This window comes from Nocardia sp. NPDC127579 (assembly GCF_042672005.1).
Lineage (GTDB): Bacteria > Actinomycetota > Actinomycetes > Mycobacteriales > Mycobacteriaceae > Nocardia.
On the sequence record NZ_JBHXVZ010000001.1, the window covers coordinates 213,584 to 239,997 of the forward strand.

The window sequence follows — 26,414 nt, forward strand, 5'->3', positions numbered from 1 at the left end:
CCGCCCCCGGCGGGTGCGATACAACCCGACTATCGTGAGGTTCATGCTTGCCGAAAAGGCCGCTGAGGCTATCGCCGAACGAACTGGAGTCCGACGTCACCGGATCGCGGTGGTGCTGGGATCGGGCTGGCAGGAGGCGGCCGCGGAGATCGGCGCGCCCGGCACCTCGATCCCGATGCCGGAGCTGCCCGGATTCGGCACCCCGAGCGCGCAAGGCCATGTGGGGATGGTGCATTCGGTCCCCGTGGACGACAAGGACGTGCTGCTGCTGATGGGCCGCCAGCACCTCTACGAGGGCTACCAGCCCGCCGAGGTGGTGCACCCGGTGGCCGCGGCCGTCGCGGCCGGCGCGGAGATCGTGCTGCTCACCAATGCCGCGGGCGGTATCCGCGGCGACCTGAACGTCGGTGAGCCCGTACTGATCAGCGATCATCTCAACCTCACCGGCCGCACCCCGCTGGCCGGCGCCACCTTCGTCGACCTGGTCGACGCGTGGGATCCCGAATTGCGCACGCTGGCAAGGGAAATCGATCCGAGCCTGACCGACGGCGTGTACGCCGGACTGACCGGCCCGCAGTACGAGACCCCCGCCGAGATCCGCATGCTGCGCACCATGGGCGCCGACCTGGTCGGCATGTCCACGGTGCTGGAAGCCATCGCGGCCCGCGCGCTCGGCGCCCGGCTGCTCGGTATCTCGTTGGTCACCAACCTGGCGGCGGGCATCTCCGGCGCGCACCTCTCGCACGCCGAGGTGCTGGCCGAGGGCAAGGCGGCCGCACCGCGGCTGGGCAAACTGCTGCGCGGCGTGCTGGAACGGTTGTAGATGCTGCGGTTCGGCACCGCCGGTCTGCGCGGACCACTGCGCGACGGGCCGGACGGCATGAATGTGGACACGGTGTCGCGAGTGACCGCGGGCCTGTGCGTCTGGCTGCGCGGGCGCTGTCTGGGCGGCGGCACGGTGGTGGTGGGCCGCGACGCCCGGCACGGATCCGCCGAGTTCGCCACCGCCACCGCGGAGATCTTCGCGGCGGCCGGGTTCCCGGTGTTGCTGCTGCCCGAACCGGTGCCGACGCCCGTGGTCGCCTACGCGGTCCGGGAATTGGGCGCGGTGGCCGGCGTGCAGATCACCGCCTCGCACAATCCGCCCGCCGACAACGGCTACAAGGTGTATCTCGACGGCGGCTCACAGCTCATCGCACCCGCCGACACCGAGATCGAACGCTGCATCGAGGCGGTCGGCACACCCGTGGAGCGCTTGCCCGTCGTCCCCGCCGACAACGATCTCGTGCGCCGCTACCTGGATCGGGTCGGCCGGCTCCGCGATCTGATCGGCGGTTTGGGCGAACGCGCCGATATCCGGATCGCTCTCACGGCGCTGCACGGCGTCGGCGGCGCGGTGGCCGTACGCGCCCTGGCCGCAGCGGGTTTCACCGATGTGCACGTGGTGGCCGAGCAATTCGAACCGGACCCGGACTTCCCCACCGTCGCGTTCCCGAACCCCGAGGAGCCCGGCGCCACCGACCTGCTGCTCGAACTGGCCGAACGGGTCGAGGCCGATATCGCGATCGCGCTCGACCCGGACGCCGACCGGTGCGCCGTCGGGGTGCGCGGCGCCGCGGGCTGGCAGCTGCTGCGCGGCGACGAAACCGGTGTGCTGCTCGCCGACTGCGTGCTCGGGCAGGCGCCACCGGACGCGCTGGTCGCCACCACGATCGTGTCCTCGCGGCTGCTGTCGAAGCTGGCGCCCGCCCGCGGCGCCCGCTACGCCGAGACGCTCACCGGCTTCAAATGGCTGGCGCGCGCGGGCAACGGCCTCGTCTACGCCTACGAGGAGGCGATCGGCCACTGCGTCGACCCGGCGGCGGTGCGCGACAAGGACGGCATCTCCGCCGCCGTGGTCGCCGCCGATCTGGTGGCCCGGCTGAAAGCGCGTGGACGCACACTGCTCGACGAACTCGATGACTACGCCCTGGAATTCGGCCTGCACGCGGGCGCGCAGGTTTCGCTGCGCCTGGCCGACGCGGACGCGGCCGCCGCCGTGGTGGACCGGCTGCGCGGCGCACCGCCGGAGCAGATCGCGGGCGAACCGGTGAAGTACACCGATCAACTCCAGGTACGCGGCCGGATGCGCACCGACGCGCTGATCTTCGAGGGCACCGGGCTGCGGGTGGTCATCCGCCCATCGGGCACCGAGCCGAAGCTGAAGTGCTACCTCGAGGTCGTCGAGCCGGTCGCCGACCGGGCCGGGCTGGCGGCAACGCGGACCGCCGCCGCGCACCGGCTCGCCGAGATCGCCGAGTTCTGCCGCCGGCTGTAGCGCTAGCGCGGCCCGAACTGCCGATCGCCCGCGTCGCCCAGGCCCGGGACGATGTAGGCGTTCTCGTTGAGGCCCGCGTCGACCACGGCCGTCACCAGCCGCACCGGAAGACCTGAATCTTCCAGCGCGGCAATGCCTTCCGGTGCCGCGACAACGCATACCGCGGTGATGTCGGTGGCGCCGCGAGCCGCCAGCAACTCCAGCGTGTGACGCATCGACCCGCCGGTGGCCAGCATCGGGTCGAGCACGAAGACCGGCAGCCCGGCCAGATCCGCGGGCAGCGACTGCATGTACGGAACCGGCTGATGGGTGTCCTCGTCCCGGGCGATGCCGACGAAACCGACCCGGGCGTCGGGGATCATCTCCACGGCGGCGTCGATCATGCCCAGCCCCGCCCGCAGCACCGGCACCAGCAGCGGCGGCTGCGCCAGCCGCACCCCCTCGGTGGCCCGCACCGGCGTGGCGATCTCGAATCGGGTCACCGGCGCGTCGCGCAGCGCCTCGTAGATCAGCACCCTGGTCAGATCGCGCAGCGCCGCGCGGAACGCCGCGTTGGGCGTGCGCGCGTCGCGCATGGTGGTCAACAAGGCGGCGGCGAGTGGGTGGTCCACGCTGTGCGTACGCATTCCGAAACGATAAGGTCGAAGCCGAGCTCGACGCGAGCGTTCTTCAGGTGGGGTCATCGAGAATGTTTTTTCGGCGAGCTGGAACCGAATCACGACACGGCGCGTCGAAGTCAGTGGATGGATTACGCTGCCTGGGAACACACGGATGGGGGAAGCACCAATGGCACGGAAGTTTTCGGCCGACGCCGAGGGCATCGCCACTTACAGCGCCAGCGCCGAGGTGATGGCCACCGAGATGGCCGCCGCGGCCACGAGTGCGGCGGGCGGCAATCCCGCCTTACTCGGACCGATCATGGGGTTGATCGGCGGTGATTTCATGGCCGCCTACTCCGCGGCGCACGCCGGGCAGGTCGCGACCATCGCGCAGCTGTCGGCGGTGCTGTCGAGCATGGGCCTGGCCACCGGCTCCGCCGCCACCGCGATCGCCGAACAAGACCTGAGCACCGCGGTCGCGTTCAAGTCCGCCGACCAGGACGGATGAGCCGGTGATCGATATCAATCTGCTGGCCCAGCCGCTGCTCAGCCTGCTGTCCAGCTTCGGTTCCGGAGTGATCCCCTCCGGCGGCGCCTCCGATTCGCTGACCTCGGCCTCCAGCGCGCTCGAGGCGCTGCACACGCTCGGCAAGAGCAGCATCAACCAGCTCAACACCGCCCTGGACGGCATGACCGCCGACTCGGCCACCGCGAAGGCACTGCGCGTGCAGTCCTCCTCGGCGCAGACCTCGGACGCGCTGACCGAGATGGCCGCGGTCGTCAATCAGGCTGCCGCACAGATCGAGACGGGCCAGAAGCAGCTCGACACGGTCGTACAGTCGTTCATCAGCGACGCGACCACCCTGCTGCCCAACATCACCAACCCGGTCGGCCTGACCGCCCTGGTGAGCACCGCGATCGATCACCTGAATCAGGGCATCGCCGTGGTGAACAAGACCCAGACCGAGCTCAGCACCTCCACCGCGAGCATGAACGAGCTGACCCCGGCGCCCTCCACGACGCCCGCGTCCACCGGCACCAACCTGCTCACCACCGCGAAATCCGCCTTGGACAGCCTGACCAGCGGTACCGGTGCCAGCCTGGCCTCCACCGCGCTCAGTACCGGCGCCTCCCTGGTGAGCAGCGCCACCAGCCAGGTCTCGGGGACCAACAAGAACACCACCTCCAGCCCGAGCAGCTCGCTCAAGGCGAACAACGAGGTCAAGACCGAGAAGACGGAGAACGGCGGCGTGAAGGTCACGCTGCCCGACGGCAGCGTGGTCGAGGCGCCGAACGAGAAGGCCGCCAAGGCGGTCACCTCGGCGCTCTCGGCGGTCGGCACCCCGTATCTGTGGGGCGGCAACGACCCCAAGAGCGGCATCGACTGCTCCGGCCTGACGAAATGGGCCTACAGCGAGGCCGGCGTCGAGCTGCCCCGCCTGGCCCAGGAACAGCACATCGGACACCAGCAGATCTCGCCCGGCGATCTACAGCCCGGCGACCTGGCCGTATGGGACGGTCACGTCGCCATGGTCATCGGCAACGGGCAACTCGTCGAGGCCGGCGATCCGGTCTCGGTCAGTTCCATCCGAACGGAGAACATTGGTATGGAGTTCTACGGCTTCTACAGGCCGACGTCATGACCAACCCGCAGGAGATTCCGAACGTCACCCTGGCGGTCAGCCAGAACCGGTCCGGCACCATCGCGGTACGCGCCACCGATCAGGGCATGCCGGTCGAGATCAAGTTCGAGCGCAGCGAATACCGCTACGGCGCACAGGCTCTCGCGGCCGAGATTCTGCGCCTGACCAAGCGCTCCGCGATCGCCGCCCGGGCTCGCCGCCGCGAGGTGCTGGCCGAGACGGGCATGTCCGCCGAGGTGCTGGACAAGCTGGGGCTGCCGACCCGGCAGCAGGCGGTCGACGAACTGGACCGCATCGATGACGCCGACACAGGGCAAACGAGCTGGATGAGGCCGGTCTGATGAGTGCCGAAATGGACGCGCTGGTCGCCAACGCGACGGCGAAGCTGGAAGCCCTCGAGGCCGCGCTGTACGGCCTCAAGCAGGTGCGTGGCGCCTTCACCACCGAGGACGGCGCGGTCAGCGTCGAGGTGGACAGCGACGGTGCCCTGGTCGCGCTACAGCTCTCGGAGACGGTCACGTCGATGGCGCCCGCCGACGTCTCGCAGCTGATCGTCTGGGCCTGTCGGCAGGCCGCGGAGGACGCCGGCGGGCAGCGCTCGAACGTCATTGCCGCACTGAACGAGTCGTTCGTTCCGGCCGGAACGGACGCTTCGGGCACCGTTGGGGGCGGGCCGGATCGTGCCTGACTCGGCGAGTCGTTAGGCTTCCGCTCATGGCTTCTGGAGACATCGTCCCGATCGAGCTCGGCCTGACCGACGGCGATCTCGTCACACTGTGGGCACCGCGCTGGCGAGACGGTGACGACGAGTGGGAGGCGTTCCTCGGACACGAGGATTCGCTCTATGGTTTCGAGTCCGTCGCGGAGCTGGCCGCGTTCATCCGGACCGACTCCGACAACGACCTCGTCGACCATCCCGCGTGGAAGGTCGTCGCGGGTCTGTCGGCGGCGGAACTGGAGCCCGAGGACGCCCACTCCTACGATCTGGTCGCGGTGCCGGAGCTGGCGGCCGGTGATCCCGACGTGGACACCGTCGCCGAGCTCGAGGAGACCCTGTCGATGGTGCGCAATATCGGCGAGGTGTGCGAGCTCCAGGTGGTCACCAAGTTCTTCGGTTCGCATCCCTCGCTCGGTGCGCTCGCCGCGGGCGCACGGTTCTTCGAGGACCGTGAGGGCGAGGAGATCTGGGATCAGATCGGCGCCGCCATCATCAAGGACTGGGACGACGTGCTCGACGCCGTCGATTCGGTGGTGTCCACCCCCGAGGTGGACAAGGCCGCCGTGGCCGTCGCCGAGGCCGAGTTGCTGGCCGCCGAGGAGAACGTCGTCGACGCCGACGACGCGGCCGACAGCGACGAGGAAGAGGAGTTCGAAACCGTCGACCTGAAGAAGGACGACGAGGACGACGAATCCGAGGACGACGAGGACGATTCGTTCTGGCACGAGGTCGGCATCGACCCGGTCAAGATCATCACCTCCGAGGGCACGCACTTCACGCTGCGCTGCTACCTCGACGACGAACCGATCTTCCTCGGCAAGGACGGCACCATCACGGTGTTCGGTTCCGAGCGGGCGCTGGCGCGTTACCTGGCCGACGATCACGAACACGACCTGGCCCAGGTCAGCACCTACACCGAGGTGCAGACGGCGGCGGTGGACGGTTCGCTCGAGGTCGAGGTGACCGACGAGAACGTCTACGTGCTGCCCGGTCTGACCGAGGATCTGGCCGAGGGCCCGGACGCGGTGGATTTCGAGCAGCTGGAGCTGGCGGTCGAATTGTTCACCGACGCCTCCGATTACGCCGACGACGACGCGGTCGAGCAGGCGCTGGCGGTGTCCACACCGCTGGGCTGGTATGTGTCCTATCTGCTGAACCCGGATCCGAGCCGGATGGCCCCGAATCCGCCGTTCGGCGCGGAATCGCAGGCCTGGCGGGAACTGGAGCGCAATTTCGAGGCGCGGCTCGACCAGCACAAGTAGCACGGTGAAAGACCCCGGCCCGCAGCGGTTTCCGCCGCGGGCCGGGGTCTTTTCCGTTCGATCAGCCGAGCAGCACGGCGTAGCCGGGCTTGATGATGTCGTCGATGATGCGCAGCCGCTCCGGGAACGGGATGAACGCCGACTTCATCGCGTTGATGGTGAAGCGCTCCAGATCCGACCAGCCGTAGCCGAAGGTCTGCACCAGCTTCAGCATCTCCTGACTCATGCTGGTATCGCTCATCAAGCGATTGTCGGTGTTGACGGTGACCCGGAACCGCAGCTGCGCCAGCAGGTCGAACGGGTGCTTGTCCAGCGACGGAACCGCGCCGGTCTGCACGTTCGACGACGGGCACAGCTCCAGCGGAATCCGTTGGTCACGCACATAGTTGGCGACCAGGCCCAGCTTCGCGTCCGCGATCGCGCCGGGCACCTCGATGTCGTCGGTGATCCGGACACCGTGGCCGAGCCGGTCGCAGCCGCAGAATGCCAGCGCCTCGTGAATCGAGGGCAAGCCGAACGCCTCGCCCGCGTGAATGGTGAAGTGCGCGCTGTTGGCTCGCATGTACTCGAAGGCATCGAGGTGCCGGCTGGGTGGGAACCCGGCCTCGGCGCCGGCGATGTCGAATCCGCCGACGCCGCGATCACGCCACCGGACGGTGAGTTCGGCGATCTCGCGGGAGCGGGCCGCGTGCCGCATCGCGGTGAGCAGACAGGTCACCACGATCGGGTGGCCCTCGGCGGCCGCGAGCCGCTCGCCCTCCCGGAAACCGGCGAGGGTGTGCTCGACCACCTCGTCCAGGCTCAGTCCCTGTTGCAGATGCTGTTCGGGTGCGAAGCGCACCTCCGCGTAGACGACGCCGTCGGCGGCGAGATCCTGCGCGCATTCGCGGGCGACGCGGCGCAGGCCCTCCGGCGTCTGCATGACCGCGACGGTGTGGTCGAAGGTTTCCAGATATCGCTCCAGGGAACCGCTGTCGGCGGCGTCGCGGAACCAATTGCCCAGGGTGGCGGCATCATCGGCGGGTAGTTGGTCGTAACCGCAATCGGCGGCGAGCTCCAGCACGGTCGCGGGCCGCAGACCACCGTCGAGGTGATCGTGCAGCAGCGCCTTGGGAGCTTGGCGGATCGAGGCAAGGGTCAAAGGCATCGGTCCTGTCATGAACCCACGCTAGCCCCAGATCCGCGCCGCGGCACCTCGGTTGGGCGAGCTCGCACCGCGGCGCCGACTGTGATCCGGCTCTCGTCAGCGGGCGATCCGGCCGAGCAGCAGTGGCGGCGCGGACCATTGGTCCGCGACGCCGATGTCGAACGCCGAGCCCAGCGCCGCGAGCGCGCCGGGGAACGCCTCGGGTGTATCGGTGTGCAGGGTGAGCAGCGGTTGCCCGGCGGTGACGGAATCGCCCGGCTTGGCGTGCATTTCGACGCCCGCGCCGAACTGGACCGGGTCGCCCTGGCGGGCCCGGCCCGCGCCGAGCCGCCAGGCCGCCAGGCCGACGCCCATCGCGTCCAGCCGGGTGAGCACACCGGTGTGCGGCGCCCGCACGGTTTCGGTGTGCCGGGCTACCGGCAGCGCGGCATCCGGGTCGCCGCCCTGCGCGCGCACCATGGCCCGCCAGTGGTCCATGGCGCGACCGTCGGCCAGCACCTCGGCCGGATCCACGTCGAGCCCGGCCAGGCGCACCATCTCCCGCGCCAGCGCCACTGTGAGCTCGACGATGTCGGCCGGGCCGCCGCCCGCCAGCACCCGCACCGATTCGGCGACCTCGAGGGCGTTGCCCGCGGTGTCCCCCAGCGGGGTGTCCATGGCGGTCAGCAGGGCCACCGTGCGGACACCGGAGTCGGCGCCCAGTTCGACCATGGCGGTCGCCAATTCACGGGCATCGTCGATCGACTTCATGAACGCGCCCGCGCCGACCTTGACGTCGAGCACCAGCGACGCGGTGCCCTCGGCGATCTTCTTGCTCATGATCGAGCTGGCGATCAGCGGGATGGACTCGACGGTCCCGGTGACGTCCCGCAGCGCGTAGAGGCGTTTGTCGGCCGGGGCCAGGTCCGCGCCCGCCGCGCACACCACCGCGCCGATCGCCGGATCGGCCAGGATCTCGCGCATCCGGGCGATCGGCACCTCGGCCCGCCAGCCCGGAATCGACTCCAGCTTGTCCAGCGTGCCGCCGGTGTGGCCGAGCCCGCGGCCCGAGAGCTGCGGCACCGCGGCACCGCACGCCGCCACCAGCGGCGCCAGCGGCAGGGTGATCTTGTCCCCCACCCCGCCGGTCGAATGCTTGTCCACCGTCGGCCGGGACAGGCCGGTGAAGTCCATGCGGCTGCCGGAGGCGATCATCGCGGCCGTCCAGCGCGCCGTCTCCCGCCTGCTCATCCCGCGCAGCAGGATCGCCATCGCCAGCGCGCTCATCTGCTCGTCGGCGACTTTGCCGGTGGTGAAGCCGTCCACCACCCAGTCGATCTGCGCGTCCGACAGCTCGCCGCCGTCCCGCTTGGCCGTAATGATCGAAACCGCGTCCAGTGCCGTCACATTCGCCAGTCTCGCACGCGCGACGGCCGGTCAGAGCTGTCCGGCGTCGAGATCCTCGGGGCCGAACGCGTCGGGCAGCAGCGTGGCGAGCGGGCGTGGACCCGCCCGATGATCGACCAGCAGACCTCCGCCGCCGTGTTCGTGCAGGAGCTGACGGCAGCGGCCGCAGGGCATCAGGATTTCGCCGCGAGAATCGGCGACCGAGACGGCAAGCAGCCGTCCCCCACCCCCGGAATGGAGGTTACCGATGAGTACACATTCGGCACACAGGCCCAATCCATATGAGACATTTTCCACATTGCAACCGCTCACAATTCGGCCGTCCGCGGTGAGAGCGGCGGCGCCGACCGGATACCGTGAATACGGCGCATAGGCATTGCGCATGACTCGGATTGCATTGTCACGCAGCACATTCCAGTCGATTTCCGGCACGGGACACCTTCCGTTTACCGCACCGGAGACACCCACGACGCAACCGCGGCGCACCCCGAAACGCAGTGAATGAGGTAAACCTAACTCGGCCCAATGTAGCGCAACGCACGGCACGCCGAATTAGTTCCGGCATTAGTAGGGGATTAGAGTCCACAACAGATCGGTTCAGGTTCCCGGCGGCGGGTCCGCGCTTCAGGAACAAAGCGCGGCCACCTGGGCATTCGCTCCCTCCCGCAGTCGGAAACAGGGCCTGCGACCGGGTCCATCAACGACGTTGGAGGCACCGCACTCTATGACCACGATAGAAGCTCCGGCTCCGCCGAAGCGGAAGTTCACGCTGTATCGAGGCGACCCGGGTATGTGGTCCTGGGCGCTGCACCGGATCACCGGTGTCACCATCTTCTTCTTCCTCTTCGTGCACGTCTTGGACACCGCACTGGTCCGGGTCGACCCCAACACCTACGACCAGGCCATCGCGACCTACAAGAACCCGCTCGTCGCGCTGATGGAGATGGGTCTGGTCGTCTGCGTGCTGTTCCACGCGCTCAACGGCGTTCGCGTGATCCTGGTCGACTTCTGGTCCAAGGGCCCCCGGTACCAGACCAAGATGCTCTGGGTCATCCTCGCGGTGTGGGCCGTGCTGGCCGTGCCCGCCATCGGCCGCATGTTCTTCTACCTGTTCACGGAGCACTGATACATGAGCCTGCGAATCAGCAATTCAGCCGCAAGTGCGGTCATGCCGGAACCGAGCGCCAGCGAGGTGGAGGCATGAGCGCACCTGTCCTTGGGAAGTCCTACGACCGCCCTGCGAGCCTGGACCTGCCGCGCACGCCGCGCGCCCGCTCCAACAACAACTTCGAGAAGTACGCGTGGCTGTTCATGCGCTTCTCCGGCCTGCTGCTGATCGTGCTGGTCCTCGGCCACATGGCGATCATGCTGCTGCTCGACGGTGGCGTGAAGCGCCTCAACTTCGCCTTCGTGGCGGGCCGCTGGTCCTCCCCGTTCTGGCAGATCTGGGACCTCACCATGCTGTGGCTGGCCCAGCTGCATGGCGGCAACGGCCTGCGCACCGTCATCGACGACTACTCGCGCAAGGACTCCACCCGCTTCTGGCTGAAGACCGCGCTGGCCGTCTCCATGATCCTGGTCATGGGCGTCGGCACCTACGTCATCTTCACCTTCGACCCCAACATCAGTTAGGAACAGGCACCCCTCGTGAGTGAATCGCGGATTCAGGAGCATCGCTACGACGTCGTGATCGTCGGCGCCGGTGGCGCCGGCATGCGCGCGGCGATCGAGGCCGGGCCCCGGGCGCGCACCGCCGTGCTGACCAAGCTGTACCCGACCCGCAGCCACACCGGCGCGGCCCAGGGCGGCATGTGCGCCGCGCTGGCGAACGTCGAAGAAGACAACTGGGAATGGCACACCTTCGACACCGTCAAGGGTGGTGACTACCTCGTCGACCAGGACGCCGCCGAGATCATGGCCAAGGAGGCCATCGACGCGGTGATGGACCTGGAGAAGATGGGCCTGCCGTTCAACCGGACCCCCGAAGGCAAGATCGACCAGCGGCGCTTCGGCGGCCACACCCGCGATCACGGCAAGGCCCCCGTCCGGCGCGCCTGTTACGCCGCCGACCGCACCGGTCACATGATCCTGCAGACGCTGTACCAGAACTGCGTCAAGCACGACGTGGAGTTCTTCAACGAGTTCTACGTGCTCGACCTGGTCATGACCGACACCGACCGCGGCCCCGTCGCCACCGGTGTGGTCGCCTACGAGCTGGCCACCGGCGACATCCACGTCTTCCACGCGAAGTCGATCGTGTTCGCCACCGGCGGCTCGGGCCGCATGTACAAGACCACCTCCAATGCCCACACCCTGACCGGTGACGGCATGGCCATCGTCTTCCGCAAGGGTCTGCCCCTGGAGGACATGGAGTTCCACCAGTTCCATCCGACGGGCCTCGCGGGCCTGGGCATCCTCATCTCCGAGGCGGTCCGCGGCGAGGGCGGCATCCTGCGCAACGCCTCCGGCGAACGCTTCATGGAGCGCTACGCCCCCACCATCAAGGACCTCGCGCCGCGCGACATCGTCGCCCGCTCGATGGTGCTCGAGGTGCTCGAAGGCCGTGGCGCCGGGCCGAACAAGGACTACGTCTACATCGACGTGACCCACCTCGGCGAGGACGTGCTCGAGGAGAAGCTGCCCGACATCACCGAGTTCGCCCGCACCTACCTGGGTGTCGACCCGGTGCACGAACTGGTGCCGGTCATGCCGACCTGCCACTACGTCATGGGCGGCATCCCGACCCGGATCCGCGGCGAGGTGCTGCGCAACAACACCGACGTGGTGCCGGGCCTGTACGCCGCCGGCGAGTGCGCGTGTGTGTCGGTGCACGGCTCCAACCGTCTCGGCACCAACTCGCTGCTCGACATCAACGTGTTCGGCCGCCGCGCGGGCATCGCCGCCGCGGAGTACGCGCAGCGCACCGAGTTCGTCGAGATGCCGGAGACCCCGGCGCGGATGGTGCAGGACTGGCTGGCGCTGATCCTGTCCGACCACGGCAACGAGCGTGTCGCCGACATCCGGACCGAACTGCAGTACACGATGGACATGAACGCCGCCGTGTTCCGCACCGAGGACACCCTCAAGCAGGCCCTGACCGATATCCACGCACTGAAGGAGCGCTACACGCGGATCACGGTGCAGGACAAGGGCAAGCGCTACAACAGCGATCTGCTCGAGGCCGTGGAGCTGGGCTTCCTGCTGGAGCTGGCCGAGGTCACCGTGGTCGGCGCGCTCAACCGCAAGGAATCGCGTGGCGGCCACGCCCGCGAGGACTACCCGGACCGCGACGACACCAACTACATGCGCCACACCATGGCCTACAAGACCGGTCCGGAACTGATCTCCGACATCCGGCTGGACTACAAGCCGGTGGTGCAGACCCGTTACGAGCCGATGGAGCGTAAGTACTGATGACTGCTGTAGCGGAACCCACCACGCAGAAGCCCGCTCCGGTTCCCGAGGGCTCGGTCATGGTCACCGTCAAGGTGGCGCGGTTCAACCCGGAGGACGGCCAGGGCGCGCACTGGGAGTCGTTCCAGGTGCCGGTCCTGCCGACCGACCGCTTCCTGAACGTGCTGATCTACATCAAGTCCTACCTGGACGGCACGCTCACCTTCCGCCGGTCCTGCGCGCACGGCGTGTGTGGTTCCGACGCGATGCGGATCAACGGTGTGAACCGGCTGGCCTGCAAGGTCCTGATGAAGGACATGCTGCCCAAGAACGGCAAACCGCTCACCATCTCGGTCGAACCGATCCGCGGCCTGCCCGTGGAGAAGGACCTCGTGGTGAACATGGAGCCGTTCTTCGACGCGTTCCGCGCGGTGAAGCCGTACCTGATGACCTCCGGTAACGAGCCCACCCGCGAGCGCATTCAGAGCCAGGCCGATCGCGCCCGGTTCGACGACACCACCAAGTGCATCCTGTGCGCCTGCTGCACCACCTCCTGCCCGGTGTACTGGAGCGACGGCAGCTACTTCGGCCCGGCCGCGATCGTGAACGCGCACCGCTTCATCTTCGACAGCCGTGACGAGGGCGCCCGCGAGCGCCTCGACATCCTCAACGACGTCGAAGGCGTCTGGCGCTGCCGCACCACCTTCAACTGCACCGACGCCTGCCCCCGCGGCATCGAGGTCACGAAGGCCATTCAGGAAGTCAAGCGCGCCCTGCTCTTCACGCGCTAGACCTCGCACCACGAAGGCCGCCCCTGCTTCGGCAGCGGGCGGCCTTCGTCGTCGAAAGCTACTGCGCTCCGGCGGTTTTGGCGTGGGTGGCGCGGAGCGGGGTGTCGTCGTCCATGGTGGCGAAGAAGGCGCCGACGACGTCTTCGATCTCCGAGATCGATTCCGCGCAGTAGAGAATCGGCTGGTAGTGGGTGATGTCGTAGGTGGCGGTGCCCATGGCCACGACGTCGAGCGGGCGGAGGTCGGCGTCGCGGAATTCGGTGATCTCGCCGAAAGAGGAGAGCAGGCCCGCGCCATAGCAGCGGACTTCGCCGCGTTCGCGGACCACACCGAATTCCAGCGAGAACCAGAAGACATCGGCGAGGAATTTGAGGGCGCGGTCGGTGCTCAAGCGGGCGACGGCCTCACCGACGGTCTGATAGATCGCTGCGAAACGCGGGCTGGCGATCTGATTGGCGTGCCCGATGATCTCGTGAATGGCGTCGGGTTCGGGGGTGTAGAGCGGCGCGGAATGGTGGCGGATGTACTGGGTGGAGTGGAAGACCCGGTCGGCGAAGGAGCCGAAGAATTCGCGCAGCGGCACCAGCCCGGCGGCGGGCACATAGCGAAAACCGCTGAGCGGGAACAGTTTCTCGGACACTTCGGCCAATTGCGGAATGTGGTCGCCGGGCAGATCCAGCCGGGCGGCCGCGTCGAGCACCTCCTGGCACGCGTACGTCTCGTGCTTGCGCGCGAGCTCGTAGGAAACCGTGCGCCACACCTGTTGTTCTTCCTCGGTGTAGGCGATGCTGGGCAACGGCCGGCCGGGTGCGTACTCGAGCGCCAACTCCGCGATGGCGTTGCGGCGGGCGCGGTAGTCGGGATCGCCGACACCGGGGTGCTCGTCGCTGAGATGCACCGTCACATCGCCGTCGCCGCTGCGGGTCACGGGCGAGTACAGCTGAGCTTCGGTGAACATACCTCGATGCAAGCACCGCCCGACCGCCGCGACAACGACAGCCCGTCCAGCTGCGCAATCTGCCTAGTTCCGTTCTCGATCCGACGGGATTACCGGCGGGTACCCGGCCGCGAGCCGAACAGATCCGCGACAACGCGTTTGCCAGCCGCGGGCCGGTCACTGCGTAGCGTGTGCGCGGTGACCGCACCGAGGGTGCTCCCGACACCTTCGCAACCTTCACCGACCGATTTGCCGCGTATGAGCGGGCCCATGCCGGAAGATGACGATCAGTCCTGTGGCGAAGCCACAACGAAGGAGGACAGCATGCGCACCGTACGAATCGATCTCGACCACAAGCTGCTGGCCGCGGCGGCCGCCATCATGGGCACCGACGCCACCGACGCCACCATCAACGAGGCCCTGCGCCGCATCGTGGTGCACGAACGACAGCTGCACACCCTGGAGCGCATCGCCTCGGCGGCCCTGTGCCCGCTGCCGGCCCTGGACACCGGCGCCATGGTCGACGGCTAGCGCGCTATCCGGCGGGTTTCGGCGCCTCGGCGGGTTGCTGCGCCACCGGCTTGGTACAGCGGAGATCGCCCGGTACGACCAGCTCGTTGAGATATCGCATCACCGGCTCGTCGACGCAGGGCACACCGTCGAACACCGCGCCGTGCTGCACCCCCTCGTAGGTGATCAGCGATCCGCCGAGCGCCCGGGCGAGATTCACCCCACCTTGATAGTGCGTGGCCGGGTCGCCGGTGGTCGCCACCACCACGGTTTTCGGCAACCCGGGCGCTTGCAGCCGATGCGGCTGGGTATTCGGCGGCACCGGCCAGAAGGCGCAGGCGTCCAGCGGAATCTGGTCGACGGCCTCGCCTGAATCGAAGATCGGCCCGGCGGCCCGGTAGCGGCGCTCCAGGTCGGTCGCGGTCACCCGGTCGGTCACCCGGACCTCCTCCAGGCACAGCACCGCCTTGTGCACGAAATCGCCGGTCTCACCGCCGAGTTGGAGCGCGCCCTCCGCGATGGCGAACGAGGCGCCGGTCTTGACGGCCGTCAGCAATCGGGTCAGGTCGGGCCAGAAGCGCGGGTGGTACAGCGAATTGATCACTATGGGCAGCACATCGAAGTAGGTGAGCTTCGAAGGATCGGCGAACACCTCGGGCGCCAGCAGCGGGCGGGTCAGCCCGTGGAACGCCTCGGTGGTGCGCGCCGGATCGGTGCCGAGCGGACAGTCCGGCGCTTTGGTGCAATCCGCCGCATAAGCGTCGAAGGCCTGCTGGAACGCCGCGCCGTCGATGACCGGGTCGGCGATGTTGAGCGCCGGGTCGATGGCGCCGTCGAGCACCATGGCCCGCACCCGGGTCGGGAACATCTCGGCGTAGGTGGAGCCGATCCGGGTGCCGTAGGAGACGCCGAAATAGGTGAGCTTCTCGTCGCCGAGCACCGCGCGCAGCACGTCGATATCGCGGGCGACATCGACCGTGCCGATGTGGGCGAGCAGGTTCACACCGGAGCGCTGCACGCAGGAGTTGACGAAGCCCTCGTTCTCCTCCTCGACCTGATCGATCTCCCCCCAGGCGTGGCTGAAGCCGAGTAGTTGCCGCTCGACCGCCAGCTGTTCGCTGCTGCGGCAGTCCAGGCGGGGCAGCGAGGCGCCGAGGCCGCGCACGTCCATGCCGATCACGTCGAAACGGTCGGCCAGCGGGCTGTCGGCCAGCACGGCCGGCATCTCGAGGCCGGGACCGCCGGGACCGCCGGGATTGGTGACCAGCGACCCGATCTTGGCGCCCCGGGAGCGCTGGCGCGACAACGCGATCCGGGCGGTATCGCCGTCGGGCCGGCCGTAGTCGATGGGTACCAGCATCCGGGTGCATTCCATCCCGGCCTTGATGGCGGCCTCGGCGCCCGCGAAGTCGGCGCAGGAACCCCAGGTCAGCTGCTGCTGATAGAAACGGTCCAGCGTCGGCTTCGGCGGTTCGGCGACGGGCGCGCTGGTGCAGGCGGCGGCGAGCAGTGCGGCCGCGACGACGATTGCCTTGCGGCGTTTCAACATTCGCTTATCCCTCAGATCCGGCTGTGCTCAGTCTGCCCGACGGCTCGCGCGGCGCAATCGGAAGGCCCCGCCGGACCGTTGGTTCGCCGGGCCCGGGGATGTCGGTGGAGCCTGGCATCATTCGGGTCGTCCACTACGCGAGGGGGTTTGCGATGTCGGTGCCGATTGCGAATCTGCCGTTCCGGCAGCGGCCACGCGAGCGCCTGCTCGAGCTCGGCCCACACGCGCTCACCGACGGCGAGTTGCTCGCGCTGCTGCTGGGGCAGGGGCGGCGCGGGGCGAGCGTGCTCGAACTGGCGGCCGAGCTGCTGGCCGAGCACGGCGGGGTCGGCGGGCTGGCGGCCGCGCGGCCGGAGGAACTGGCTCGGCGCACCGGCATCGGCCCGGCCAAGGCGGCCACCATCATCGCGGCCTTCCACCTCGGCGCGCGGGTCCGGCACAGTGTCGACACCGCGGTCCAGCTCGAGAGCGCGTCCGATGTGGCGAACGCGGCCCGGCCGCTGTTCGCGGGAGCCCGGGTGGAGCGGCTGCTGGTGCTGGTCTGCGACGCCCAGAATCGGTTGCGGCGCAGCGTTTTCGTCGCCGAGGGCGCCATCGATCAGGTGGCCGTCCCGGTCCGCGAGATCCTGAACACGGTGCTGCGGCACGACGGCCGGGCCTTTGCCATGGTGCACAACCATCCCTCCGGCGACCCGTCCCCCAGCCTGGACGATCGCCGGGCCACCGCGCTGCTGATCGATGCCGCGAACACCGTCGGCCTGCGCTTTCTCGACCATGTCGTGCTCGCCGGCGAGCAGTGGGCGTGCGCGGCGCCGCTGCTGCGGGTGGCCGATTGAGCGACCCGCGTCCGTAGACTGCTGCTGCGCCCAGGCCGACAGGAGAGGTGGTCATGAAACAACCCGAGGGTTCACGTGAGCTCGGCCCGGTGGGCGCCCCACCGATCGGGCAGCGCGTCGACCTCGCGGACCGGCGGTTGTTCCTGCACAGTTCCGGCAGCGGCGGTCCCGCAGTGGTGTTCCTTCCCGCCGCCGGCGCGGTCGGGCTGGATTACCTCCGAATCCACGAACAAGTCGCCGAATTCGCCTGCTCGGTGCTCTACGACCGCGGCGGCACCGGCTGGAGCGATCCGATTACCCTGCCGCGCACCGCCGCCGAGGTCGCCACCGAATTACACGCGCTGCTGCGCGTAGCCGCCGTCCCCGGGCCGTATGTGCTGGTGGCGCACGGGCTGGGCGGAGCGTATGCCCGCCGTTTCGCCCAGCTCTTCCCCGATGACTTGGCGGGCCTGGTCGCCGTGGAGTCCTTCCACGAGGACTGGGACGACTACATGCCCGAAACCCTGCATCTGGACCGGACACCCACCGCGCTGCCCGGCCGCGTCCAGACCACCCTGATCCGCACGCTGTCGAAACCGTTCTACCGCAAGATGTTCGCCGCGTGGCCGCCGGAGGTGCGCACCGCCCTGGTGGCAGGTCACGTGCGGCCGGCCTGGATGGTCAGTGGCGCCCGGGAGCGCCGCAGCCTGCCCGCTCTGGCCACGGAACTGCGTGCGGGCGGCCCCTTTCCGGATGTTCCGGTGATCGCGCTGGGTGCGCTGGCCAGTGATCCCGGGCAGCGCGGCGGCTTCTCCAAACAGGCCGCGCGCGAACTTTCCGTGAGCAAACACCGGATGTACACCGCACTTGCCGAGTCGGTCTCCCACGGTGAATACCGGGAGCTCCCCATCGCCCGGCACAGTACCGTGCACCTGGACGCACCCGAGGAGATCGTGCGAGCGATCCGGGAGGTCAGCGCCCGCGGCTAGCCGTCCAGCGGCATCCCCCGGTCCAGGAATTCCAGTGCACGCCCGACGTTCTCGTCGTTGACCGGAGTGGTCATGGCCACGGCCAGACCGGCGCCGGCCAGCGCACCGGCGGCCACCCGGATCTCGAAATCGTCGACCGAGCGCCCGGTGCGTTCGGCGAGCATCCCGGCGATCATGTCGATGCCGCGCTCGAGTTCCATGCCGATGGCCGGGCGCAGCTCGGGCACGTGATAGAGCAGGGCCTGGCGTTCCTGCTCGAACGCGATCTCCTCGGGAGACAGCGTGGCGTAGACGATGTCGATCGCGTTCCGCAGGGCCAGGAACGGGCTGACCTCCGGCGGCTGAGCGCGGAATTCCGCGAGCATCGGCGGGTCGAGATCGTCGGCGACGACCAACTGCTCCTTGCTCGGAAAGTAGCGGAAGAAGGTGCTCGGCGATACCTCGGCGGCCGCCGCGATCTGCTCGATGGTGGTCTCGCTGTAGCCCTGCTCGCGGAACAGGCGGAAGGCCTCCGTGCGGATGGTGCGCCGGGTGCGCTCCTTCTTGCGTTCGCGCAGGCCCGGCGCCGCGGGGGTCTCGCCTGGTTCAACCGACATACGTCGATTCTGACGCATCGGGTGCGTCACGGGTCGCATCGTCGGCCCGACTCGACCGCCGCGGCAGCACCCACAGCGCCAGCGGCGCCGCGACCACGCAGATGGCCGTGCATAGCCACAGCATCAGGCTCATACCGCTGACGAACGCCGACCGCACCGCGTCGAGGGTCGCGGCGTCACCGGCGGCGGCCGCCACACCGCTGCTCACACCGTCATCGAACGGCGCGCGGTCCAGTGCGCCGAGTTCGCCGCGATAGCGGGTGGCCAGCACGGTGCCGAGCAGGGCGACGCCAATGGTGCCCGCGGCCTGGCGCAGTGCCTGCAGCAGTGCCGAACCGACGCCCGCGCGGTCGACCTCGAGGTCGTCGACGGCGACGGACAAGCCGACCGGCATGGCCAGCCCCATGCCCGCGCCGACCACGGTGATCCAGCAGGCGGTGAACCAGTACGGGCTGTCCACCCCGGTGAGCGCACCCTGGCCGAGCCCGAGCGCCAGCACCACCAGCCCCAGCGGGAGTACCACGCGCGCACCGGCTTTCGGCAGCAGCCGATCGCTGATCCGCGCGCCGAGGATCAATCCGCCGATCATCGGGAGCAGGCGCAGACCACTGCCCAGCGCGTCGACGCCGAGCACCGCCCGGAAGTACTGCGGCACCGTGAAGAACATGCCGAACATGGCGAAGGTGATCAGCACGGTGAACACCGTGCCCCAGCGGAAGCCGGGCCCGGCGAACAGGGCCAGGTCGATGAGCGCGGACCGGCTGCGCCGCTGCCAGATCAGGAAGACCGCCAGCAGCAGCACACCGGCGGCGAGCAGCAGCCAGCCGCGACCGTCGTCCCAGCCGACCTCGCCGAGGCGGATGAATCCGTAGGTGAGCGCGGACATTCCGGTCATCGACAGCACCACCCCGGCGAGGTCGATGCGGCGGCGGATCGGATTGCGGGATTCCGGGACCAGCAGCGCGACCGCGACCGCGGCCAGGACCGCGATCGGCACGTTGATCAAGAACACCGACCCCCACCAGAAGTTGTCGATCAGCCAGCCGCCGAGCACCGGGCCCAGCGGCAGGCCGAGGGCGGTGGCGGTCACCCAGATGGTCATGGCGCGGGCGCGCTGATCCTTGTCCGGGAACAGGATCGGCAGTACCGCGAGCGATAGTGGCGTCATGGCCGCGGCGGCGATGCCGAGCACCACGCGGGCGGCGATCAGCTGACCGGAGGTCGTGGCGAAGGCGCACGCGAGCGAGGCCGCGCCGAACAGCAGGAGCGCGCCGAACAGGAGCTTCTTGCGGCCGTAGCGGTCGCCGAGCGCGCCCGCGGGCAGCATGACGGCGGCCAGGGCCAGGGTGTAGGAGGTGCTGAACCATTGCAGCGCAGCGGTATTCGCGTTCAGGTCGAGCGCGAGTGTGGGCAGCGCGATGGTCAGCACGGTGATGTCGAGGCCGATGACGAGCATGGCGAAGGCCAGGGCGCCCAGGGCGAGCCAGCGCCGGGTGGTTGCGGGTTCCATTACCCCTCCAGAAATGAAAGCTACTTTATTTTGATAGTAACCACCATTTTGGAGTTCATGTCAATATCTCCGGATGCGGCTGTGGCGCGCCGGAAGCCACCGCGCAGCACAGGCCCACGCACGCTCGGGCCGTTAGGCTCGCTACCGATGAAGATCCAGGGCACCTCTCTCCTCACCGCGCTGTGTGTCGGCGCCGCCGTCCTCGCCGGCAGCGGCGCAGCTGTCGCGCAGCCGGCGCCGCCGAGCTCGGTGACGAGCACACCGTTCACCACACCCGATACCGACCGCTGCCCACAGCAGACGACGCCGCCCGCGGCGGTCGACTCCTCGGAGGTGCCCGCGCCGGGCTCGACCACGCCCACACCGCTCGCGGTCCCGACCCCCGCGGTCGGCGGCACCCGGCTCGCGGAATGCGGTCTGGTGCTGCCGAACGGCGCTCCCGCTGTCCCACAGGACATCTCGTCGACCGCCTGGCTGGTGTCCGACCTGGACACCGGAGCGGTCCTCGCCGCCAAGGACCCGCACGGCCGCTACCGCCCCGCCAGCACCATCAAGGTGCTGCTCGCGATCGTCGCGCTGCGCACCCTGAATCTGGACACCGTGGTCACCGGCACCCAGGCCGACGCGAATGTCGACGGAACCCGCGTCGGTATCGGGCCGGGCGGCCGCTACACCAACCGCCAGCTCATGCAGGCCCTGATCATGGCCTCCGGCAACGACGCCGCGCACGCCATCGCCGCGCAGCTCGGCGGTGACGACGGCGCGGTGGCGAAGATGAACGAGCTCGCGAAATCGCTGTACCTGCTCGACACCCGCGTCGCCACCCCGTCCGGCCTCGACGGCCCCGGCATGAGCACCTCCGCCTACGACCTGGCCGCCGCCTTCCGCGAAGCCATGACCATCCCGCTGTTCGCCGAACTCGTCCACACCGAGCAGGTCGACTTCCCGGGCTACCCCAAGGATCCCGAGATCCCGGACGACCAGGACCATCCCGGTTTCGTCATCGCCAACGACAACCACCTGCTCTACAACTACGAGGGCGCGATCGGCGGCAAGACCGGCTTCACCGACGACTCCCGGCACACCTTCGTCGCCGCCGCCGAACGCGACGGTCGCCGCCTGTGCATCACCCTGCTCGCGGGCGAGGTGAAGCCGATCCGGCCCTGGCAGCAGGCCGCGCGCCTGCTCGACTACGCCTTCGCACTCCCCCGCACCGCCGAGGTCGGCGACCTGCCCAGCCGCAACGGCCACGCGCCCGACCCCACCGCGGCGCTGGCCTCTCCGCCTCCGAAGCACGAGGCCGCCCCCGAGGGCGACTCCGGCGGTTCCGGTCTGCGCACCGTCCTGCTGGCCGCGGGCATCCTCGCGGTGCTGGCCCTGGTGCTCTACGTGCATCGGCTGACCAGCCGCCGCCGCTGACCCCCGCGCGGTCGGTGTCCACCCTGCTCCGGACACCGACCGCCTCCAGACGCCGACGACTCCGACCAACCTCGAAGCGCGGCGTCACAGGATTGGACGCACCCTGCGCCCTTCCGGTTCCATCGAATTCCGCTCGAGCACAAACACTTCCCGCTGTGCCATGCTGACCGGTGTGAGCTTCCGAGAGTGGGCCCAGCGCGTCCGCGACCCCGACCCGCAACCTCGCTACCACGGTGACGACCGCGACCCGCGCTACCCGTCGCCGCGCGAGCTGCGCAAGGTCTTCGCCTACCTTGCCGACGTAGCGCTGCATCTCGCCGTCGCGTTCGCGGTCTTTCTCCAACTCGACGACCGGGGAACGCTGCTCGCGATCGGCGCGACAGTGCTCGCCTACCTCACGGCATCGTTCACCAACCGGGTCGTCGTCCAGCGAATCCTGCACGGCACCATCGGTAAAGCCCTGTTCGGCCTGGTGCTGATCCGCCGCGACACCGGCGGCCGGGTCCGGCTCGGCCAGCTCCTGGGCATGTTCTTCGTACGTGGACTGGTCACCATCGTTGCCGTAATCGTCCTTCAAGACGTGCCCGATGCCGAAGACGAATCGGACAACACCTCCGTTGTCCGGCGCCGCGACGTCACAGCGCTCCGACGGACCGGTCGCACCGGCCAGCAACCTCCCGCACCCCCGCAGCCGCAGTACCCGCCGCCGAATCAGCATCCACCGCAGCACTACTCACCACAGCACCGGTACCTGCAACAGCAGTACCCACCACAGCACCGGTACCCACCACAGCAGTTCCCGCCCCGCGGCCGGTGACCGTCTCGAACACCTACTTCTGCACCGGTAGATCCAGACTCGACCCCTGATCCGCAGTCGACGGCTTTTGCGAGTTGGGCTGGGCCTGATTCGACTGCTCGGTCAATTCCTCGACGATCTCCTTACGAATCACCTTGGTCCCCACCTCCTTCGAACGTTCAGCGATCCCTTCGTCTTCCCAGACCGTACCGACGACTTTGTTTCCGATCGTCTTCGCAATCATGGCGGTCGGTCCGAAAGTGTCACCGACCTTCCAACCGATGTTGTCACCAGGGAGATTTCCCAATCCCTGGTTCTTCAGCATTTGCTGGACTGGAGCCGCAATGGCACCGACGACCGCGCCGCGAACGGAATCGGATGCGAGCTCCCCCCAGTCGTAGCCATCACGCACGCCGAGAAACTTCTCCAGGCTCTGGAAGCCGAACTCCTTGCCGAACCCAACACCCGCGCCGAATACCGCGCCCTTGATGATGGTCCACTTGGTGATGTTTTCCAGCAGCTTCTTCAATGCTTGGGTAATCATGGTTCGCACCGAGACCTGCACCGCGGCGCCGGCAGCGGCGCTGGTACCGCCGGAGGGAATCGCGGCCGCCGCCGCGATCGCCAATTGCACAACCAGATAGACCAGCATCGAGATGATGAAGAGCTTGACCGCAAGCACGAGCGCGGCCATGATCCGCAACGCCGTCGCCAAGTTCTCGCAGAATTCCTGTAGGTCCGCGAGAGCTCCGTCGTCCCCACCGGCTTTGTTCCAGAACTGCTCGATACTGTCGTGGGTCTCGCCCTGGGTGTTCGCGAGCACGACTTTGACGACATCGCCGCCATAGTCGTTGACCTGCCCTATCAGGGACGCCATCTCGTCCCACTTATCCGCCGCTTCCCAGAGGCTGGTTTCGTCGGTCTCCGGCCACTGATAAACGACCAGCGAAGCAACGGGTTTCAGCGCATCGGGTATTTCGATTCCCACCCCGGTCAGTCCTTGTCGTCGATCTTGCTGGTGATCTTCGTGATTGCGCTCTGGAATTCCTCGTCTAGATTCTCGAACGTCTTCCCCGTGGTATCGACGCCCTTTTCCAAGAACTGGAACATCTGCACCGCACCCTCGATCGCGCTGAGCGCGTCGGCAGCCTTCGAGGTGTAGTTGGCGGCGAACCGCTGGCCGAATTCATCATCGCCCCAGGCATTTCCGATGCTGTCCAGCCCGGACCTCAACGCGGACAGCCCAGTGGATAGATCGGTTGCCAACTCGGCGAGCTTGGGCGCCTGCGCCTTGACCTGCTCGGGATTGATCTTGAAGTCGTCGTTACCAGCCATTGTTCGATCCCAAACCCTTCCAGTGCGGCCCTTCGTCCTCATCGAGCAACGGCACGGGCTCGGTTACACTCGGCGCATGGCCGACCTCGGGTTCCGGCGGGGGCGGCAGGATGTCCCCGATGGGTTGGCCCATGAACGGCAAATCCTCGAACACATACTCCTGCGGAGCGAAGTCCGCGGCCGCGGCAGTGACCGGACCGAGCACGGCTTCGATCTCGGATTTCGCTGCACGCGCGGCAAACTGAGCCGCCTGCAGGAACGACTTTGCCAACTTCTCCGGGGCTGACCGCCGGAAAGCGCCCGAATCGACCCAGACATCGATCGGCACGCCCGCCGAATTCGTGGTGACCCGGACCAGACTGTCATCCGACCAGCCCTCAGCCGTCGCGGTCGCCAGCGCATCCCGCGCCTTGCCGATATCCCGCATCTGCTGCTCGTAGGTGGAAAGCATGGTGTCGACCTGCCCCTGCAGCGCCGCGGCGCGGGCTTGTAACCGGTCCTGCTCGTATGAACTCACACCGAATCCTCAGATCGCAAATTGTCCCGTTAGTTATTGGACGCTACAAGTGCGATCTCGGTTCCGTCGAGTTCGGATAGATCAGCGGCGGCGGAGGGCGGATACCAAGGTGGTGGTGAGTGCACCCGCAGTGAAAAGAACGACGGCGGTCATCTTGGGGAAGGGCGGGGTGACGACGCGGGGGCGGATGATGGCCGGGGGTGTGGGGTGGGGCGCGGGGCGGGCGGATTCGCTGGCTTCGGCGGCCCAGGCGGTGGCGAACAGGACAATACGGTAGGTGATGTAGCTGAACACCATGAGGCCGATGATGGAACCGAAGGTGGCGCCGGCCGGCGTGCGCAGCACCATCTGCAGGTAGAACGACGCCACGTATTTGAAGAGTTCGAAGGCGACGGCGGCGAGCAGTCCGGCCTTGGCGGCACTGGCCAGCGAGACCGGTTCGCGGGGCAGACGCGCGATGATCCAGGCCATGACCGCCCAGGTGGCCAGCAGCGCGACCAGGGCCGATACCACGATCAGGACGAACCGCGCACCCGGAACATGCGACAGCCCCACCGCGTTCAGCAGGCGTGCGCCGAGCGTGCTCGACGACAGCGCGGACAGTCCGAGCGACACCAGGAACGCCAGCGCCAACCCGACCAGCCCGCCGAGATCGGAGAGCTTGCTCGTGAACCAATTCGCTTCCCGGACAGGCTGTTCCCACTGCTCGGTCAGCGCGGCCCGCAAATTCGCCATCCAGCCGAGCCCCGCGTACAGCGCGCCCAGCAAACCCAGCACGCCGACCGTGCCGCGCGCGTCGATGGCCTGATCGATCAGCTGATTGACCTGCCCGCCGAGTTCACCGGGAATCGCGTCGACGATCTTCTGCTGAATCTCGACGAGCAGATCCGGGTGACTGCTCAACACGAACCCGACGATCGCGAAGGCCACCATCAGCAGCGGAAACAGGGACAGCACAGTGAAGTAGGTGATCCCGGCGGCGTAGTAGTCGCCGCGCTGCCGGGTGTAGCGCCCGCCCGCGCGGACCAGGTGGTCCAGCCACGGGCGGGCCTGAATGCGCTGTTCGATACCGGCTTTGAGAGTCTCGAGCACCAGTCCGCCTCCGCCTGTCGCACGCGGCAGGTGCTGTCGCGAGCTAGCGGGTCAGGAACCCGACCCGCTCGTAGACCTGCGCGAGAGTGTTGCCGGCGATCTCCCGCGCCCGCTCGGCACCGGCGGCGAGGATGCGGTCGAGTTCGCCCTGATCCGCCAAGTACTCTTCCACCTTCGCCCGCAGCGGCGTGACAAATTCCACCAGCGCGTCGGCGACATCGGATTTCAGGTCGCCGTACCCCTTGCCCGCGTAGTCCTGCTCCAGCGTGACGATCGGGGTCCCGGTCAGCGAACTCTGGATCACCAGCAGATTACTGACGCCCGGCTTGGTTTCCGGGTCGTGGCGGATCTCGCGTTCGGTGTCGGTGACCGCCGACTTGATCTTCTTGGCGGTGATCTTCGGATCGTCGAGCAGGTTGATCAGGCCGGCGTCGGAGGACGCCGACTTGCTCATCTTCGAGGTGGGGTCCTGCAAGTCGTAGATCTTCGCGGTGCCCTTGACGATATGCGGCTCGGGCACGACGAAGGTCTTCTTGAAGCGGGTATTGAAGCGCTGCGCCAGGTTACGGGTGAGTTCCAGATGCTGGCGCTGATCCTCGCCGACGGGCACCTGCTGCGGACGGTAGAGCAGGATGTCGGCGGCCATCAGCACCGGGTAGGTGAACAGGCCGACGGTCGTGTTCTCGGCGCCCTGCTTGGCGGACTTGTCCTTGAACTGGGTCATCCGGCTGGCTTCACCGAAACCGGTGATGCAGGACAGCACCCAGCTCAGTTCGGCGTGCTCGGGCACCTGACTCTGCACGAACAGCGTCGACTTCGTCGGGTCGATACCGAGCGCGAGCAGCTGGGCGGCGGCGGCCTTGGTCCGTGCCCGCAACGTCTTCGGATCCTGCGCCACGGTGATGGCGTGCAGGTCGGGGATGAAGTAGAGGGCGTCGTAATCGTCCTGCAAGGTCACCCAGTACTGCAGCGCGCCAAGGTAGTTGCCGAGGTGGAAGGACTCGCTGGTGGGCTGGATCCCGGAGAGCACGCGCTGCTTGCGTTCAGCGGCCGGGGCCTGTGCAGGACTGGACATACCCGCGATCTTTCCATG

The 26,414-nt window shown here is 68.1% G+C and carries 29 protein-coding genes; 16 read left to right on the forward strand and 13 right to left on the reverse strand.

Features of this window, described 5'->3' with window-relative positions:
- Positions 1-43 precede the first annotated feature (43 nt).
- Together ACFVMC_RS01075 and ACFVMC_RS01080 are read left to right on the forward strand one after the other, a co-directional pair.
- Positions 44-823: a purine-nucleoside phosphorylase gene (locus ACFVMC_RS01075; RefSeq protein WP_379205760.1), complete on the forward strand. Its 780-nt coding sequence runs from the start codon at positions 44-46 to the stop codon at positions 821-823.
- Positions 824-2,317, forward strand: coding sequence for a phospho-sugar mutase (locus tag ACFVMC_RS01080; protein WP_379205761.1), 1,494 nt, complete (start codon positions 824-826; stop codon positions 2,315-2,317).
- Positions 2,318-2,319: 2 nt separating this feature from the next.
- On the opposite strand, the gene upp is transcribed toward ACFVMC_RS01080, so the two are convergent.
- Positions 2,320-2,943: a uracil phosphoribosyltransferase gene (gene upp / locus ACFVMC_RS01085; RefSeq protein WP_379205762.1), complete on the reverse strand. Its 624-nt coding sequence runs from the start codon at positions 2,941-2,943 to the stop codon at positions 2,320-2,322.
- Between the two features lie 160 nt (positions 2,944-3,103).
- Here upp and ACFVMC_RS01090 point away from each other — a divergent pair, with 160 nt between their 5' ends.
- Genes ACFVMC_RS01090 through ACFVMC_RS01110 form a run of 5 tightly spaced genes read left to right on the forward strand, consistent with a single transcriptional unit; the run spans position 3,104 to position 6,539 of the window.
- Positions 3,104-3,424 (forward strand): hypothetical protein, encoded by a 321-nt coding sequence (locus tag ACFVMC_RS01090; protein WP_379205763.1) that lies wholly within the window; start codon positions 3,104-3,106, stop codon positions 3,422-3,424.
- Between the two features lie 4 nt (positions 3,425-3,428).
- A complete protein-coding gene (locus ACFVMC_RS01095; RefSeq protein ID WP_379205764.1) occupies positions 3,429-4,559 on the forward strand; it encodes a C40 family peptidase in 1,131 nt (376 codons plus the stop codon).
- A complete protein-coding gene (locus ACFVMC_RS01100; protein ID WP_379205765.1) occupies positions 4,556-4,900 on the forward strand; it encodes a hypothetical protein in 345 nt (114 codons plus the stop codon). Before ACFVMC_RS01095 ends, ACFVMC_RS01100 begins: the two co-directional genes overlap by 4 nt.
- Positions 4,900-5,247, forward strand: a complete 348-nt coding sequence (locus ACFVMC_RS01105; protein ID WP_379205766.1) for a YbaB/EbfC family nucleoid-associated protein — start codon at positions 4,900-4,902, stop codon at positions 5,245-5,247. The genes ACFVMC_RS01100 and ACFVMC_RS01105 overlap by 1 nt, the downstream gene beginning before the upstream one ends.
- A gap of 26 nt (positions 5,248-5,273) precedes the next feature.
- Positions 5,274-6,539: a primosomal protein gene (locus tag ACFVMC_RS01110; RefSeq protein WP_379205767.1), complete on the forward strand. Its 1,266-nt coding sequence runs from the start codon at positions 5,274-5,276 to the stop codon at positions 6,537-6,539.
- Positions 6,540-6,600: 61 nt separating this feature from the next.
- Here the strand turns inward: ACFVMC_RS01110 and ACFVMC_RS01115 are convergent, their stop codons facing one another.
- The 3 genes from ACFVMC_RS01115 to ACFVMC_RS01125 form a co-directional block, all read right to left on the reverse strand.
- The gene (locus ACFVMC_RS01115; protein ID WP_379205768.1) at positions 6,601-7,698 is read right to left on the reverse strand and encodes an adenosine deaminase; all 1,098 of its coding nucleotides are present in this window, start codon (positions 7,696-7,698) and stop codon (positions 6,601-6,603) included.
- 84 nt (positions 7,699-7,782) lie between these two features.
- Positions 7,783-9,072: a thymidine phosphorylase gene (locus ACFVMC_RS01120; protein ID WP_379205769.1), complete on the reverse strand. Its 1,290-nt coding sequence runs from the start codon at positions 9,070-9,072 to the stop codon at positions 7,783-7,785.
- 30 nt (positions 9,073-9,102) lie between these two features.
- Positions 9,103-9,504 carry a cytidine deaminase gene (locus ACFVMC_RS01125; RefSeq protein ID WP_379207748.1) on the reverse strand — a complete coding sequence of 134 codons (402 nt, stop codon included), beginning with the start codon at positions 9,502-9,504 and terminating at the stop codon, positions 9,103-9,105.
- A gap of 292 nt (positions 9,505-9,796) precedes the next feature.
- Here ACFVMC_RS01125 and sdhC point away from each other — a divergent pair, with 292 nt between their 5' ends.
- The 4 genes from sdhC (at position 9,797) to ACFVMC_RS01145 (ending at position 13,256) form a co-directional block, all read left to right on the forward strand.
- Positions 9,797-10,198 (forward strand): succinate dehydrogenase, cytochrome b556 subunit, encoded by a 402-nt coding sequence (gene sdhC, locus ACFVMC_RS01130; RefSeq protein ID WP_379205770.1) that lies wholly within the window; start codon positions 9,797-9,799, stop codon positions 10,196-10,198.
- A 74-nt stretch (positions 10,199-10,272) separates the two neighbouring features.
- Positions 10,273-10,704: a succinate dehydrogenase hydrophobic membrane anchor subunit gene (locus ACFVMC_RS01135; RefSeq protein ID WP_379205771.1), complete on the forward strand. Its 432-nt coding sequence runs from the start codon at positions 10,273-10,275 to the stop codon at positions 10,702-10,704.
- Positions 10,705-10,734: 30 nt separating this feature from the next.
- A complete protein-coding gene (gene sdhA, locus ACFVMC_RS01140; RefSeq protein ID WP_379207749.1) occupies positions 10,735-12,486 on the forward strand; it encodes a succinate dehydrogenase flavoprotein subunit in 1,752 nt (583 codons plus the stop codon).
- A complete protein-coding gene (locus ACFVMC_RS01145; protein WP_379205772.1) occupies positions 12,486-13,256 on the forward strand; it encodes a succinate dehydrogenase iron-sulfur subunit in 771 nt (256 codons plus the stop codon). Before sdhA ends, ACFVMC_RS01145 begins: the two co-directional genes overlap by 1 nt.
- A gap of 58 nt (positions 13,257-13,314) precedes the next feature.
- Here the strand turns inward: ACFVMC_RS01145 and ACFVMC_RS01150 are convergent, their stop codons facing one another.
- Positions 13,315-14,214 (reverse strand): phenylalanine 4-monooxygenase, encoded by a 900-nt coding sequence (locus ACFVMC_RS01150; protein WP_379205773.1) that lies wholly within the window; start codon positions 14,212-14,214, stop codon positions 13,315-13,317.
- Positions 14,215-14,517: 303 nt separating this feature from the next.
- On the opposite strand from ACFVMC_RS01150, the gene ACFVMC_RS01155 reads away from it, so the two are divergent.
- The gene (locus tag ACFVMC_RS01155; RefSeq protein ID WP_379205774.1) at positions 14,518-14,724 is read left to right on the forward strand and encodes a type II toxin-antitoxin system VapB family antitoxin; all 207 of its coding nucleotides are present in this window, start codon (positions 14,518-14,520) and stop codon (positions 14,722-14,724) included.
- Positions 14,725-14,728: 4 nt separating this feature from the next.
- Here the strand turns inward: ACFVMC_RS01155 and ACFVMC_RS01160 are convergent, their stop codons facing one another.
- A complete protein-coding gene (locus ACFVMC_RS01160) occupies positions 14,729-16,252 on the reverse strand; it encodes an alpha/beta hydrolase (RefSeq protein WP_379205775.1) in 1,524 nt (507 codons plus the stop codon).
- 152 nt (positions 16,253-16,404) lie between these two features.
- Here ACFVMC_RS01160 and ACFVMC_RS01165 point away from each other — a divergent pair, with 152 nt between their 5' ends.
- A complete protein-coding gene (locus ACFVMC_RS01165; protein ID WP_379205776.1) occupies positions 16,405-17,088 on the forward strand; it encodes a RadC family protein in 684 nt (227 codons plus the stop codon).
- A gap of 53 nt (positions 17,089-17,141) precedes the next feature.
- Positions 17,142-18,056 carry an alpha/beta fold hydrolase gene (locus ACFVMC_RS01170; RefSeq protein ID WP_379205777.1) on the forward strand — a complete coding sequence of 305 codons (915 nt, stop codon included), beginning with the start codon at positions 17,142-17,144 and terminating at the stop codon, positions 18,054-18,056.
- Here ACFVMC_RS01170 and ACFVMC_RS01175 read toward each other — a convergent pair.
- Positions 18,053-18,652, reverse strand: coding sequence for a TetR family transcriptional regulator (locus tag ACFVMC_RS01175; protein ID WP_379205778.1), 600 nt, complete (start codon positions 18,650-18,652; stop codon positions 18,053-18,055). The two genes, ACFVMC_RS01170 and ACFVMC_RS01175, sit on opposite strands and share 4 nt — an antisense overlap.
- Positions 18,642-20,162, reverse strand: a complete 1,521-nt coding sequence (locus ACFVMC_RS01180; RefSeq protein WP_379205779.1) for an MFS transporter — start codon at positions 20,160-20,162, stop codon at positions 18,642-18,644. Before ACFVMC_RS01180 ends, ACFVMC_RS01175 begins: the two co-directional genes overlap by 11 nt.
- Positions 20,163-20,309: 147 nt before the next feature.
- Between ACFVMC_RS01180 and ACFVMC_RS01185 the strand changes: the two genes are divergently transcribed.
- Together ACFVMC_RS01185 and ACFVMC_RS01190 are read left to right on the forward strand one after the other, a co-directional pair.
- Positions 20,310-21,581: a serine hydrolase gene (locus ACFVMC_RS01185; RefSeq protein WP_379205780.1), complete on the forward strand. Its 1,272-nt coding sequence runs from the start codon at positions 20,310-20,312 to the stop codon at positions 21,579-21,581.
- Between the two features lie 172 nt (positions 21,582-21,753).
- Entirely contained in the window at positions 21,754-22,398 is a 645-nt protein-coding gene (locus ACFVMC_RS01190; protein ID WP_379205781.1) for a hypothetical protein, read from the forward strand.
- Positions 22,399-22,411: 13 nt separating this feature from the next.
- On the opposite strand, the gene ACFVMC_RS01195 is transcribed toward ACFVMC_RS01190, so the two are convergent.
- From ACFVMC_RS01195 to trpS, 5 genes are all read right to left on the reverse strand, one after another.
- Entirely contained in the window at positions 22,412-23,365 is a 954-nt protein-coding gene (locus tag ACFVMC_RS01195; RefSeq protein ID WP_379205782.1) for a hypothetical protein, read from the reverse strand.
- Between the two features lie 5 nt (positions 23,366-23,370).
- Positions 23,371-23,712: a WXG100 family type VII secretion target gene (locus ACFVMC_RS01200; protein WP_379205783.1), complete on the reverse strand. Its 342-nt coding sequence runs from the start codon at positions 23,710-23,712 to the stop codon at positions 23,371-23,373.
- Positions 23,702-24,163: a YbaB/EbfC family nucleoid-associated protein gene (locus ACFVMC_RS01205; RefSeq protein WP_379205784.1), complete on the reverse strand. Its 462-nt coding sequence runs from the start codon at positions 24,161-24,163 to the stop codon at positions 23,702-23,704. The genes ACFVMC_RS01200 and ACFVMC_RS01205 overlap by 11 nt, the downstream gene beginning before the upstream one ends.
- Before the next feature lie 147 nt (positions 24,164-24,310).
- Entirely contained in the window at positions 24,311-25,321 is a 1,011-nt protein-coding gene (gene yhjD, locus ACFVMC_RS01210; protein ID WP_379205785.1) for an inner membrane protein YhjD, read from the reverse strand.
- A gap of 43 nt (positions 25,322-25,364) precedes the next feature.
- Entirely contained in the window at positions 25,365-26,396 is a 1,032-nt protein-coding gene (trpS, locus tag ACFVMC_RS01215; RefSeq protein ID WP_379205786.1) for a tryptophan--tRNA ligase, read from the reverse strand.
- Positions 26,397-26,414 lie beyond the last annotated feature (18 nt).